Annotated in this window: 12 protein-coding genes; 5 read left to right on the forward strand and 7 right to left on the reverse strand. The window is 64.5% G+C overall.

The annotated features are described in order from the left end of the window. Positions 1 to 8: 8 nt before the first annotated feature. From GTO19_RS18225 to GTO19_RS18240, 4 genes are all read left to right on the forward strand, one after another. On the forward strand, positions 9 to 875 hold the full coding sequence (locus GTO19_RS18225) for an AraC family transcriptional regulator (RefSeq protein WP_291023321.1): 867 nt from the start codon (positions 9 to 11) through the stop codon (positions 873 to 875). Between the two features lie 37 nt (positions 876 to 912). After that, a complete protein-coding gene (locus GTO19_RS18230; RefSeq protein ID WP_291023322.1) occupies positions 913 to 1800 on the forward strand; it encodes an SDR family oxidoreductase in 888 nt (295 codons plus the stop codon). 71 nt (positions 1801 to 1871) lie between these two features. Then, the gene (locus GTO19_RS18235; protein ID WP_291023323.1) at positions 1872 to 2450 is read left to right on the forward strand and encodes a DUF4142 domain-containing protein; all 579 of its coding nucleotides are present in this window, start codon (positions 1872 to 1874) and stop codon (positions 2448 to 2450) included. Between the two features lie 77 nt (positions 2451 to 2527). Next, complete coding sequence (locus tag GTO19_RS18240) at positions 2528 to 3124, forward strand: DUF1294 domain-containing protein (RefSeq protein ID WP_291023325.1); 597 nt, start codon at positions 2528 to 2530, stop codon at positions 3122 to 3124. A 165-nt stretch (positions 3125 to 3289) separates the two neighbouring features. Here the strand turns inward: GTO19_RS18240 and GTO19_RS18245 are convergent, their stop codons facing one another. Continuing rightward, positions 3290 to 7132: a hypothetical protein gene (locus GTO19_RS18245; RefSeq protein ID WP_291023327.1), complete on the reverse strand. Its 3843-nt coding sequence runs from the start codon at positions 7130 to 7132 to the stop codon at positions 3290 to 3292. Between the two features lie 226 nt (positions 7133 to 7358). After that, positions 7359 to 7904, reverse strand: coding sequence for a helix-turn-helix domain-containing protein (locus GTO19_RS18250; protein WP_291023329.1), 546 nt, complete (start codon positions 7902 to 7904; stop codon positions 7359 to 7361). Between GTO19_RS18250 and GTO19_RS18255 the strand changes: the two genes are divergently transcribed. Beyond that, positions 7897 to 8346, forward strand: coding sequence for a hypothetical protein (locus GTO19_RS18255; protein ID WP_291023332.1), 450 nt, complete (start codon positions 7897 to 7899; stop codon positions 8344 to 8346). The two genes, GTO19_RS18250 and GTO19_RS18255, sit on opposite strands and share 8 nt — an antisense overlap. Before the next feature lie 780 nt (positions 8347 to 9126). Here the strand turns inward: GTO19_RS18255 and GTO19_RS18260 are convergent. The 5 genes from GTO19_RS18260 to gudD all read right to left on the reverse strand — a co-directional run bounded on the left by GTO19_RS18260 (position 9127) and on the right by gudD (position 13494). Next, positions 9127 to 9606: a hemerythrin domain-containing protein gene (locus GTO19_RS18260; protein ID WP_291023335.1), complete on the reverse strand. Its 480-nt coding sequence runs from the start codon at positions 9604 to 9606 to the stop codon at positions 9127 to 9129. Between the two features lie 84 nt (positions 9607 to 9690). Continuing rightward, a complete protein-coding gene (locus GTO19_RS18265) occupies positions 9691 to 10281 on the reverse strand; it encodes a cysteine hydrolase family protein (protein WP_291023337.1) in 591 nt (196 codons plus the stop codon). Between the two features lie 43 nt (positions 10282 to 10324). Then, positions 10325 to 11209: a 2-hydroxy-3-oxopropionate reductase gene (gene glxR / locus GTO19_RS18270; protein ID WP_291023339.1), complete on the reverse strand. Its 885-nt coding sequence runs from the start codon at positions 11207 to 11209 to the stop codon at positions 10325 to 10327. A gap of 105 nt (positions 11210 to 11314) precedes the next feature. Further along, positions 11315 to 12085, reverse strand: coding sequence for an aldolase/citrate lyase family protein (locus tag GTO19_RS18275; RefSeq protein ID WP_291023341.1), 771 nt, complete (start codon positions 12083 to 12085; stop codon positions 11315 to 11317). A 53-nt stretch (positions 12086 to 12138) separates the two neighbouring features. Beyond that, positions 12139 to 13494, reverse strand: coding sequence for a glucarate dehydratase (gene gudD / locus GTO19_RS18280; protein ID WP_291023344.1), 1356 nt, complete (start codon positions 13492 to 13494; stop codon positions 12139 to 12141). Position 13495: the final 1 nt, after the last annotated feature.

A 13495-nucleotide genomic window follows, 5' to 3' on the forward strand; every position in this document is an offset into this window, starting at 1 on the left:
ATCCCCGGATGCCCGAACGCCTTTTCATCCGACTGCCGGAAGACCCGTCGTGCGCGCCCGAGACCACCGTTCCGGCCAACACCCTGACGGCGTTCGCCGTGCCGGCCCGCCTGCGATCGGCCGTCGCCCACGTGATGGCCTACGAGGAGCGCTTTGCGCCGGGCCATGAAGCCGTCGAGCGTGTGCTGCCCGACGGGGCGTCTCGCCTCCTCATCGCGCTGCACCGCGACTCGGCGACCGTTCACGTCGCCGGCGCCAGGGCCGACGCCGTCCTGCTCGCCATGGGTGGGCATGTGCACGGGCTCTCCGTCACGCTGAAACCCGGGGCGCTGCCGGCGCTCTTCGGCGTGCCGGCCAAGGAACTGGCGGGCCTCACCGTGCCTTGGGAAGACCTCGTGCCCAGCGCGCATCGCCACCTGGGCGAGCAACTGGCCGCCTCGGACGACGACGCGGCGCGCGTGCAGCACCTGTTGGCGTCGCTGCAGGCCTTGCAGCGCCCCGCGGATCCCTCGCGCCATCTGGTGGAGCACGCGGCGAGACGACTGAGCGACACGATGGGCGGCCTCTCCGTGCGCGAACTGGCGGCCGAGTTGCACATCGGTGAACGGCGGGTGCAGCAGTTGTTCGCCGCCAACATCGGCCTGGCACCCGGTGTCTGGCGCCGCCTGCAACGCCTGCACGGCACGCTGCGCCTGTTGCGAACGACCCGAACGGCCGAGACGCCCCGCTGGGCCGAGATGGCGCTGGACGCCGGGTACTGCGACCAGTCGCACCTGATCAACGAATTCCGCTCCTTCTGCGGCCTGACGCCGCAGCAGCTTCTGCAGCGCGCCGTTTCGGGTTCTTCCAATACGGGCGCCGGTCGCTTCACCTAAGGTCGTGGGCCATCAGCACCCACTCCCCCTGCACACCATGAAGCCACTTGCCCATTGCATCGCCGTCGTCACTGGCGCCAGCCGAGGCGCTGGCCGCGGATGCGCCACAGAACTGGGCGCGGCCGGCGCCACCGTCTACGTCACCGGGCGCAGCCGGCGCGACCAAGCCGCACCGGGCTACGAGCAGATCACCGCCTTGTCGAACCTCGACCGCGTGCCGGGCAGCATCGACGAAACGGCCGACGAAGTGACGCGCGCCGGCGGGCGCGGCATCGCCGTCGCCTGCGACCACGCCGATGAAGCGCAGGTCAAGGCCCTCTTCGAGCGCGTGCAGCGCGAACAGGGCCGCCTGGACCTGCTCGTCAACAACGCCTGGGGCGGGCACGAGGCCTTCGATGGCGTGTTTCAGGCGCCGTTCTGGGAACGCCCGATGGTGCAATGGGACGCGATGTTCGATCGCGGCGTTCGCCACCACGTCCTCTCCAGCCGGCTGGCCGCGCCGATGCTGGTGCGCCAGGGCCGCGGGCTGATCGTGACCACAACCTTCTGGGACCGCGACCGCTACATGCACGGCAACCTGTTCTACGACCTGGCCAAGGCATCCATGACGCGCCTGGCCTTCGGCATGGCGCAAGAGCTGAAGCCCCATGGGGTCGCCTCGCTGGCCGTGTCGCCGGGCTGGATGCGCACCGAGTTCGTGCTGGCCGGCCACCAGACCGACGAGGCGCACTGGCGCGAGCGCCCGGCCCTGGCCCGCACGGAGTCGCCCCGCTACCTGGGGCGCGCCGTGGTGGCCCTGGCCAGCGACCCTCAGGTGCTGGAACGCAGCGGACAGGTGCTGCGCGTGGGCGACCTGGCGCGGACCTATGGTTTCACCGACATCGATGGCCGCGTGGTGCCGCCCTTCGAGATGGAGGCGCCCTGAGCACCCGCCGCGCGTTGCCAAGGCATGCCACTTGCCCCCGGGGCGTTCCTTCTTTTCCATTGGAGAACGCCATGAGATTTCTGAACATCCGATCCGCCCCCTTCGTCCTCGCTGTCTGCATGGCCGCGGGCGCCGCGTGGGCGCAGTCCACCGCCGGCGGCATGGCCAAGCCCGCCAGTGCCGACGTGGCCTTCATGAAGCAGGCGGCCGAGAACGGGCACGCCGAAGTGGAAAGCAGCCGCATGGCGCTGCAGAAAAGCCCCGACCCCCAGGTGAAGCGCTTCGCGCAGACCATGGTGGACGACCACCAGAAGGCCGGCGCCGAGCTCAAGCAGCTCGCCTCCTCGAAAGGCGTGGAGGTGCCCGCCGAGCCCTCCCTCATTCAGCGCGCCAAGCTCAAGCTGCTGTCCGCCTCCGACGGCGCGGAGTTCTCGCGCAATTACATGGAAAGCATGGGCGTGGAGGCGCACAAGGAAACCATCGAGCTCTTCCAGAAGGCCGCCACGGGCGCCCAGGACGCCGACGTGAAGGCCTTTGCCACCAAGACCTTGCCCACGCTCAAGAAGCACCTGTCCATGGCGCAGGAACTGCACGGCTCCCTGCAGGGCACGGCAGGCAGCGGGCAAAAAGCCCCGTCCACCACGCGCTGACCGCGGCCACCCGCTGCGCCGCGCCGGTACAGTCGCAGCGCCGGCCCCATCCGGGGCCTTTTTTGCGTTTGAACCGCATGCGCTTCGACGGCACCCTCGTCACCTGGAACGACGACCGCGGCTTCGGCTACATCGAACCCACGCAGGGCGGTGAGCGCGTGTTCGTGCACGTATCCGCCTGGCCCAAGGGGGCAGGGCGGCCGCAGGTGAACCAGACCCTGAGCTTTGCGGTGGAACAGGGCCCCAAGGGCAAGCGCGCCACCCAGGTGCAGTTGCGGCCCCTGCGCGCGGTGCGCCAGGCGCCCCGGCGACGTGAGCGGCCCGGCTCAGCGACCTGGGGCCTGGCCACGCGGCTGGCCATTCCCGTTTTTCTGCTGGTGTGCGCCACCGTGGCCTGGCTGTGGCGGCCGCCGCTGTGGGTGGCGGGCTGGTACGTGGCGGCCAGCGCGGTGGCCTTCATGGCCTATGCGATGGACAAATCGGCTGCGGTGGGCGGCGGCTGGCGCATCCGTGAGAGCCGCCTGCATCTGCTGGCGCTGGTGGGTGGATGGCCGGGGGCGCTGCTGGCGCAACAGGTGCTGCGGCACAAGACCAGCAAGGCGGAGTTTCGGGGGGTGTTCTGGGGGACGGTGGTGGGGAATGTGGTGGGGTTGGTGGTGTGGGCTTCGCCTTAGGGGGAGGGGGTGATTGGGGGGCGAAGTTCTATGGCCTTCAGTCAGGTGCTTCAGTCTGGGAGCGCGGTCTATCTTGCCAAGAGGTTGCAGTCGCTCCACAGATGATCTTGGAAATCAGGCAATACCTCTACAACCCACTGCGGTGCACTCGGGCCCAAAGGGACGTCACTCGAATCGGTCACGTTCTTCATTAACCTCTTCTCGTTGAATTTCCCTGTCGATTCCTTCTATCTCAAGTTCAATCCATTGAGCTACCTCGGAGGTGAATCCAGCGGTGAGCCACCGTCGCAGAGTGTCTCGCTTGCGCTTTAGGTATTGACTCGCGGGGCCAGTCCATGACCCTGTACGGAACGAAGCACTGATTCCTGAACGAACGCCTTCGATGTACCCATATCGTGTCAACAACTGCCGCGTCAGGCCTCCGCCGCGATCGTCGTCGAGCGTGGGTGGCGTGGCATGAGCGATAAGCGCAGCTCGTTTGCCCGGATCCGACTCGATCCATTCCAATATTCTCTCCTCCGGCAGCTCCGCGATAGGGCCTCGCTGTGTTCCCCCGCCAAACGAGAGAAGTCCTCCCTTAAGCCAGCCGTACAAGTCACTTCTCCATTTCGGTAAAGTGGTCTCAAATTGCCTTGCGACGACCTGCCAAGCGTTTTCGGGATCGACGCAGATCAAGCTCATGCTCACCTCCCCGATGTTGTGGTCATAGCTCAGTTCGTATGCCTCGCCCATCGCAGTCAGGATCGCGTCGAGCAGGGGGGCGGCGAGAGCCATATCTGACTTCACCAGTCTTGAGCAAACTCGCTTCCAATGGAATGCGGAGCATTGCCACGACTGTTGGGATTTGGGAATCGTCCTTGTCACGACAGCGAACACAAAGTCGGTACCACAAGGGAATGGCTGATCAGGATCAGAAGAATCGAACAGGCTGATTAGCAGCCCCATCGCCTCCGGTGTTGCTCGCTCATGAATCAGTCGTAGTAGCCGCTCTACTTGTACCGTCGGGGCGGAAGCCAACCCCTTGCCATACTGCAACATCCTAAACAAAGTAGGTTTAACCCATCCCGCCTCAAGGGCGTCGAGACATCGGTTGAAAGTTTCTTCGCAAAAGGGGAATCGAAGGGCCATGTCTACCCCGAGGCTTGCCGTCTCCTTGCTCGCCAATATATCCATCATCCACGAATTGAATTGCTCCAAGGATCTTGCTCTAACTCCTGCCAAATAGCCACACAGACAGGAGCCGTTTAGAGACTTCAGCGTGATGCTGGTAAGCAAAGGGAGCAGGGCGTTCTCCACGTCGCTTTCTGCCAATTTCTCACCAAAATGCCAAATCGCTGGCGTATCACCATCGAGAGCCAACAGATGCGAAATCTCGTCGAGGCCCGCAGGGTTCGAAGCTATACGCTTTGCGAGTGCTGTGACCAACGCCTTCGCATGGGAAGGCGGCTTGTTGTGTCGATCACGATACTCTTCCTCCCATTCAAAATAATCAACATCAAGTACGTATCTCTGAAATCGACTAGCAAGGTTGCGACACGCATATTGCCGAGCAATACGTTTGAGGCGGACCGTCAAATCACGGTGCTGCTCAACCTCGTGGTAGTTCCGAAAGTGCCCAAAAAATGCGTTCAGCTTACTGGGAGCCATAGGACTGTCGAAGGTCAGCTGTTCTAGCACCTGGAATGCATACTCAGTGCACGGCGGTGTGCAGATTTGATTTTTGACAGCATCGAGCAATGCTAAGCAGACGTCGGAGCGAAGTCCCAAGTGCCACGACTCGGTTTCTTTAATCAGCGTTCTGAAATACAAGAAGAGCGCCTGCCACCAGTCGCCGTAAGTTGCAGGAATCCACAGCTTCGCTCGCTCCTGTAGTCCTTGGTATTCCGGTCCCACAGTACGAAATCCAACACCGTTGCTGTCTAGTGCAAAGGCCAGCGCTTTCAGTCCCAGCAAGCGTTCTGCATCGGTGGTGCCTCTCAATAGCCGTGTTAATGCGGGCAGCCTTTGCTCTGGACTCGCCTCGGTCGCAGCGGCTTCGGGGCCGATGCGAAACAAGCTAACCAGCGTGCCCGTCGAATTGTTAGAAAAGTCGGCATTCTCATTGACGGCTAGTCGAGCTAGGACGTTCAAGGCCCGCACGAAGAGCGGTGGCCAGACGGCAATCTTCTCGAGTGCCCACACGATGTTCTGACGGTTACTCTTGAACTCCAATAGTTCGCTGTCTGACCATGTGCCGATCGTGCTCTCGAGAAGGCGCAAGACCGCGGCTGGATTTGCCTCAGCAAGGGTCGACAGAAATTGCGATCCGGTGGCCGAGGTCAGCATTTGGCGGCTTGAAAAGACGCCATTGGGTTTCAGAATATCTTCGACTACAAATGCCGTGTCCGTCCCGCTACCAAATCTGAACTTGTTCAAGAACCAAGCATGGAGAGATTGCGGCATGGTTTCGAAGGTCGAAACGAAGTCGAAGCCGCGTCCATATCGTGCCCAGAACTGTTTCCAGAGGTAGATGTGGAGGGCCTTGGGGACAAAGAAAAGAGTTCGGCTTCCCTGTAGAACGCGTCGAGCTCGGAGGCTCTGAACAATCTCTTGGAAGCGAGCCCAGCCAATCGTTGGATCAACCTTTTCGATCAACCGCGAGATGTAGCTGGCTTCGTGGGACACTGGATCTTCATATCCAAAACGGCTGAACAAGGCGAGGTGGTGAGCCACGCAGTCGACTTGGCGAGATACTGTGTCCTGCTGCGCGCCGTATCCATGCAAGAACCGAGTCCATAGCGGCACAGTCGCCGGCGGTCGTAGCAAATCAGCTGGATTTGCGTGAAGATTTTCGGCAACTGCGTGTGCGACTCGAGGCGAGCCCTCACAGATCCGGACCCAGCGATCGAGCTCCCGTGACTCCCCTACCTTGCACGCCAAGATGCTCTTGATGGTCTCATCGGGAAGGTGGGGAGCCCTGAGACGGAGAATATCGTCATCGTGACCTTCGTCATGACCGTGATCGAGGGTGACCAGCTTCATGGCCCCACAGCGCGTCTTCAAATGTCTCCAGACATCGGACATTTCCGGTTCTGCAAGGTCGTCAAGTACTAGGACGAGTGGCTTTGTCCAGCCTATCCGCAGTAGTTGCCTGAACAGTGCTGTCTCACCGAACTTGGAGCCGTGACAGAGGTAGAGGACGGAGGGAGCGATATGCGGCGCTCTTAGGGCCTCAAGGACCATACGTGTCTTACCTAGACCTGGTTCTCCGAGCACACGAATGTGCTTAGTGTCTCCTTCGATGCCCGCCCTAATCTGCGAGATGAGTTCGGCTTGTTCTGACGCTGGAACGAACGAATTCGACATGTGAGCATCGCGATCCCACTCCTCGAACACCCAAGCCTCGTGGATAGTTTCAAACGTTAGCAGTGCTGCAATACCGGGATAGCGCTCCGCATACATTGAGAGCTGGCTTGCACCCAGCACATCGACCAGACTGCTGTAGTCCGGTACGCCTGCGGATGCAAATACTCTGACAATGTGCTCGCAGGCATCATTTCGTTGCTGAGGGGTCAGGTCATGCCCAGTGCATACGACAACGTAGCGACCTCTTTTTTCGGTCAGTCGGGCCACCTCTGGAAACAGTTTCCCTGTGCTGCCGATCAGTTCGTCACGAATTGAGCTTGCGGTCCAGGGTTTGAAGGAAGAGCCAGATTTCAACTGAAATCCAGTCAGGCCTGGAGTGAGGAAGCAGTCTGCTGGGACGAGCGCGTCCAGCGGCGCGTCGACTTCGGCGTCAATGCCCCCATCCGCTACGGTCATGCGCGTAGAAATCGTCACTACTGCCGGACTGAGTTTGGCGTAGGCTGACTCAGCCATCAAGATGCGCCTCACGATCTCTACCGCTCTTTCAGGCGTTAGTTCGACTACAGATGAAATCGGGACACTGATTAAAGGGCTCATGTTGTTACGGGCGATGTGGCCAACTTTGGATTTCGCAAGCAGCTTGATAGCAATGGCTTGTTCCAACTTGGAAGATTAGGATCGCCTTATTCCTTTGGCTCCTGATGTGACGGGGTGTGACTTGCAAGCAATAGGCTGTGTCTTGCTCGTAGCAGAGTTCATGGCGGAGTATCGCGCTTAAGCGTCGGTCCAAGACTCTGATTTTTTTGAACTGTGCGCGCAGAGAGTCCGCTACCGCTGGAAATGAGACGTCCGGAACGGATCGGTAGCAGCAGGTCCGAGCCAGCCAAACCTACTGGCTCAACAGCGCTTCAATTGACAAGTCGAGCGCATCCGCAAGCCTCGCCAACGTCTGCAGCGACGGGTTGCGCGCTTGCCGCTCGATATGCGCGATGACGAACATGCTGACGCCCGACCGCTGACCCAGCGTGTCCTGGGTCAGCTTCAGCCCTTTCCTCGCCGAGACGAGGTTCCGCGCCAGAACCTCTTCGATCGGCGCGTCACCGTCTTGTCGGGCCACCGGCTTCGAGCCGACCAGCGAGCCCGTGGTGACGCCGAGTGCTCGGGCCAGCTTGTCCACCGTGTTCAAGGAGACGTTGACCTGCCCCTGTTCCACCAGCCGAATCATTCGGGGGTTCACACGCGCCTGTTCCGCCAGCGCCGCAATGCTCCAGTTCCCTTTCGCTCGCAGAGCAATCAGGTTCGCAGCCAGTGGAGCAAGGAAGGGGGGTGTATCAGGGGCAAGTGCAGACACCAAAAAAGTGTTGGCTTCGAAAGCTTTGGTGCAAATACTTTGAGGCAGAATGGCGACTCCCTTTGGGAGCCCATCCGTGTTCATCACCGCCCCCGGCCTCGTCCAGCACCTCCACCCCTCGCAGATCGCCCCGCACCAGACCCACTGGCCCGCCATCACGCTCGCGCTGGAGCGGCCCTGGTACCTGCTCGTCTACGAGGTCTCGTACAACGGGCAGAAGCAGTCGCAGACCTCGCTGGTGGCCTGGGACCACACGCTGCTGGACCTGCTGGCCCGCATTCCCGTGGCGGACCTCAGCGGCATCGCGCGCCTGGACCGGCGCTGCGAGGCAGGCCCGAGTTGGGCGCTGGCGTGGATCGGCGCGCTGTGGGCGCCAGCGCCGGGCGAGCCCGCCGCCCTGGGCCCCTTGCTGTTCAAGTTGGGCCAAGACCCGCAGATGCGCGACACCGACCTGCTGCCCGTGGGCGAGGCCCCAGGCCGGCGGCTGCTGTATGAGGCGCCTTCGGGAAGGCTTGGCGGAAGCTGAGCCGGCTGCGGCACTGAGCCTGCATCGAGCCATGCGGGCACACGGTTTGCCCGAAGCGGGATGGAAGGAGTGCCCATGACTCGCGATCACATCAAACACCTCAGAGGCGTGTACGCAAGCCCTCGACAACCGCAAGGCCACTTCGGTCGGGGCAAGGACTACGCTCAACCCGGCAGCAGTGACGACGTGAACCGACAGCTCAATGAGCGCGGTGCCTACCGTGACGCCGAGTCCCCGCAAGACCCCGCCACGGTTCCGAGACCTCGAACACCAGGCCGCCCTGCAACGACGGGCACCGAAGGGATTCCTCCGTCTGGCACCAAGGCAAAGCCTGGTGAAGCGGAACCGGCGCAGCGAGAGCAAGGACGCGCTGGGCAAGGCTCATGACGACCATGGCCGGTAGGAGGGCCGCTCCGCTAGCGCGGCTCCCTTCCGGATCGGCAAGCGTGTGACGCGCTCTACGCATCCCCCTCGCGTACCTTGCGGTCTACGTCAGCGATAGGCCTTTCCCCTGGCTTGGCATCTGCGGGGCGGGTTTGAGGTGCACGATCAGCTTGGGTGGGATTGGTACCAGATGATCGGCTGTCACCCGGCGGTGGCTGATGTACAGGCTTGCCGGGCGTTTGTCCAGGTTGGTTCGACATCATGTTTGTGCTCCTGTGCGTGTAAGACCCGCGATTCAGCAACACCGACCTGTTGCCCGTGGGTCAGGCCCCAGGCCGGCGTCTGCTCTATTAGGCGTCGTCTAGACGGCCTGGCGGTGCGGGCTGAACCGGCGGCTCAGACCTCCACGCCCATCAGCTCTTCCTTGCGGGCCAGCAACTCTTCGCGCATGGCCACCAGGTCGAGCCCGCGGACGGCCCGCGCCTTGGGGAAGATCTGGTTCCGCTCTTCCTTCACGTGGTGGTCGATGTACTCGCCCAGGACCTTGACCTTGGCGTCGAACATTTCGTCGGGCTCGTCCATGGCCTCGATCTGGGCGATGAGGTCCTTGGCCCCCGCGTGCTCGACCTCGGCTTCGGCGAGCGCCTCGGTCTCCTTCAGGGCTTCGCGCAGCGCGGGGTAGAAGATCTCTTCTTCGATGGTGGCGTGGACGGTGAGCTCGTGGCAGATCTCCCGGGCCAGTTGCAGTTTTTTCTGGCGGGCGTCGCGCGCGGTGGAGTGCGCGAGATCGTCGTAGGCCTTGAACAGTTTCTTCACCGCCTTGTGGTCGGTGTCCAGTAGCGTGCAGGCATCGGCTTCGTTGCGGCTGGAGGGCATGGAAATCTCCTGAATCGTGGGATTGAACGGTTGACAGTGCGAACCCCCTCGCCGGGGCGCAGGGGGCGCGTCATGCTGGGCAAGTCACGTGCCCGGCGTGCCCCGGTCGCGGTGCCAGCGCAGGCTTCTCCAGGGGCGCGTGTCGCACTTGAGGATGTCGCGCATGTAGGCCAGCGCGATCGCCTTCTTCTGCGGCGACTCGGCGGCCGTGCAGTCTTCGGGCACGTGCACCTTCAGGCCGCGCAGAAAGGCGTCGGCCGCGGTCAGCTGGATGCAGATGTCCGTGGCCAGGCCCGCCAGCACCACCGAGCGCGCGCCGGTCTGGTCGAGGATGATGTCCAGCGGGGTGCCGAAGAAGGCGGAGTGCATGGGCTTGAGCACGGTCAGGTCGCCGCGCCGGGGCCGCAGCAGCCGCACGATGGACGCGCTCACGTCGCGCCCCTGGCCCAGCCGCTTCACCATGGTCGGGAAGTCGGACTGCCAGCGGCCGAAGTTGTCGTTGGCGTAGATCACCGGAATGCCGCACGAGCGCGCGGCCTGGGCCAGGTGCCGGCTCGCCCGGGCGGCGGCCAGCGCGGGCTCGGCGAGCGCGCCCGCTTCCGGAAAGTCCAGCGGATTGATGAAGTCGATCAGCAGCAGCGCGCGTCGACTTTTGACCAGATCGGCTTCGCCCATCGGTGCCCCTTTCCTGGGGACCGATGGCAAAGCCCGTGCCCGCTCAGCCCTTGGCGACGAGGTGCTCGGCCATGATCTCCAGCGCCTGCACCAGCGCGGAGTGGTCCAGCTCGCCCAGGCCGTGCGCGGCGCAGGCCTGCATCAGTTGCGCGGCGTTGGCCGTTTGCGGCAGGGCCACGCCGAGCTCGCGCGCGCCCTGCAGCGCCAAGCCCAGGTCCTTCTGGTGCAGCTTGATGCGGAACCCGGGGTTGAAGGTGCGCTTGATCATGCGTTCGCCATGCACCTCGAGGATGCGGCTGGCCGCGAAGCCGCCCATGAGGGCCTCGCGCACCTTGGCCGGGTCGGCGCCGGCCTTGGTGGCGAAGACCAGGGCCTCGCTCACGGCCTCGATGTTGAGCGCCACGATGATCTGGTTGGCCACCTTGGTGGTCTGGCCGTCGCCGTTGCCGCCGACCAGGGTGATGTTCTTGCCCATGCATTCCAGCAGGGGCTTCACGCGCTCGAACACGGCCGGATCGCCGCCGCACATGATGGTGAGCGAGCCGGCCTTGGCACCGACCTCGCCGCCCGAAACCGGCGCGTCGATGTAGTCGGCGCCGAGTTCGTTGATGCGCTTGGCGAAGGCCTTGGTGGCCATGGGCGAGATGGAGCTCATGTCGACCACGACCTTGCCCTTGCCGATACCTTCGGCCACACCGTTCTTGCCGAACAGCACGGCCTCCACGTCGGGCGTGTCGGGCACCATGGTGAAGATGACCTCGGCCTCGCGCGCCACGGCAGCGGCGCTGTCCACGCGCACCCCACCGGCGGCGGTGACGGCCTCGGGCACCTGGCTGCGTGTGTGCACGAACAGCTGGTGGCCCTTGTTGACGAGGTGCAGGGCCATGGGCGTGCCCATGATGCCCAGGCCGATGAATCCAACCTTCATTGAGAATCCTTGAAACACCCCCGCCGCGCTGCGCGCGACCCCCTCAAGGGGGCGACACCCACGGCCCGGCAAAGCCGGTTCCGTGGTGTCCCTGGGGTTGGGTTGTCACGCGCGAACGCCCGCGCGCATGGCCTGCACCACCTGCTGCGCACCCGCGGCCATGAGGCGCGCGTCGGAGCTGACGGTGACGAACTGGAAGCCCATGGCGATGCGCTTGAGCGCGGCCTCGGGCGAACCGTTGTGGATGCCGGCCACCACCTTGTGCGCCTTGGCGCGCGCCAGGATGTGCTGCACCGCGTCGGCGGCCTTGGGGTCGAGCTCGTCGAAGGTGGGCTTGCAGCCCAGCGCGAGCGACAGGTCCGAGGGGCCGATGTAGACCGCGTCCAGGCCTGGGGTGGAGAGGATGTCGTCGAGGTTCTCCAGCGCCTGCGCGGTCTCGATCATGGCGAAGGCGACGATGGTGTCGTTGGCGTGCGTGGGGTAGTCGGCACCGCCGTAGAGCAGGGCGCGCACGGGGCCGAAGCTGCGCGTGCCGCGCGGCGCGTAGTGGGTGTAGGCCACCAGCTTCTCGGCGTCGGCGCGGGTGTTCACCATGGGGCAGATGACGCCGTAGGCGCCGGCGTCCAGCGCCTTCATCAGGATGCCGGGCTCCAGCCAGGGCACGCGCACCACGGGCACGGTGGGCGTGGTGCTCACGGCCTGCAGCATGGGAACCAGGTGGCTGTAGTCGATGACGCCGTGCTGCAGGTCGATGGTGAGCGAGTCCCAGCCCTGGTGGGCCATGGTCTCGGCGGAGAAGCTGTTGGGGATGGCGAGCCAGCCGTTGACGGCGGCGCCGCCTTGGGCCCAGATCTCGCGCAGTCGGTTCGGTCGCATGCGGTGGCCTTGTTGTTGTCGGTCGGAAGGGCGATCCTATGCCGGGATCGGCCTCAACGGTCCATGCAGGGGCGCTTGGGGTCGAAGCGCCAGTTGGGGATGAGGTACTGCATGGCGGTGGCGTCGTCGCGCGCGCCCAGGCCGTGCTGGCGGTAGAGCTGGTGGGCCTTCTCCACCTCGGCCATGTCCAGCTCCACGCCCAGGCCGGGCTTCTGGGGCACCGCCACGTGGCCGTTCACGATCTTCAGCGGCTCCTTGGTGAGGCGCTGGCCGTCCTGCCAGATCCAGTGCGTGTCGATGGCCGTGACCTTGCCCGGCGCGGCCGCGCCCACGTGCGTGAACATGGCCAGGGACACGTCGAAGTGGTTGTTGGAGTGCGAGCCCCAGGTGAGGCCCCAGTCGCGGCAGGTCTGGGCCACGCGCACGCTGCCGGCCATGGTCCAGAAGTGCGGGTCGGCGAGCGGGATGTCCACGCTCTGCAGCGAGAGCGCGTGCGTGAGCTGGCGCCAGTCGGTGGCGACCATGTTGGTGGCCGTGGGCAGGCCGGTGGCGCGGCGGAACTCGGCCATCACCTCGCGACCGGAGAAGCCGTCCTCGGCGCCGCAGGGGTCCTCGGCGTAGGCCACCACGCCGCGCATGCGCTGGCCCAGGCGGATGGCGTCCTTGAGCAGCCAGCCGCCGTTGGGGTCGAGCGTGACGCGCGCGTCGGGGAAGCGCTCGTGCAGGGCGGTGACGGCGTCCACCTCTTCGTCGCCGCGCAGCACGCCGCCCTTGAGCTTGAAGTCGTTGAAGCCATAGCGTTCGCGCGCGGCCTCGGCCAGGCGCACCACCGCTTCGGGCGTCATGGCCTTCTCGTGGCGCAGGCGGCACCAGGCGTCGGCGTGGTCGGGCTCGCTGGCCGGATCGACATAGGGAAGGTCGGTCTTCGTGCGGTCGCCCACGAAGAACAGGTAACCCAGCATCTCCACCGACTCGCGCTGCTGGCCTTCGCCGAGCAGCGCGGCCACGGGCACCTCCAGGTGCTGGCCCAGCAGGTCGAGCAGGGCGGATTCAACGGCCGTCACCGCGTGGATGGCGGTGCGCAGGTCGAAGGTCTGCAGGCCGCGTCCGCCGCTGTCGCGGTCGGCGAAGCGCTGCTGCATGTCGCGCAGCACGCGCTGGTGGTCGCCGATGGAGCGGCCCACCACCAGCTCGCGCGCGTCCTCCAGGGTCTGGCGGATCTTCTCGCCCCCGGGCACCTCGCCCACGCCGGTGCGGCCCGCGCTGTCGCGCAGGATCAGCAGGTTGCGCGTGAAGAAGGGCGCGTGCGCCCCGCTGAGGTTGAGCAGCATGCCGTCGCGGCCCGCGACGGGAATGGCGATGAGCTCGGTGATGCGCGGTGTGGTGCCGACGGGGACGGGGTTCAACATG

Origin of the sequence: Hydrogenophaga sp., from assembly GCF_011772445.1 — a bacterium.
Taxonomy (GTDB): domain Bacteria; phylum Pseudomonadota; class Gammaproteobacteria; order Burkholderiales; family Burkholderiaceae_C; genus Hydrogenophaga.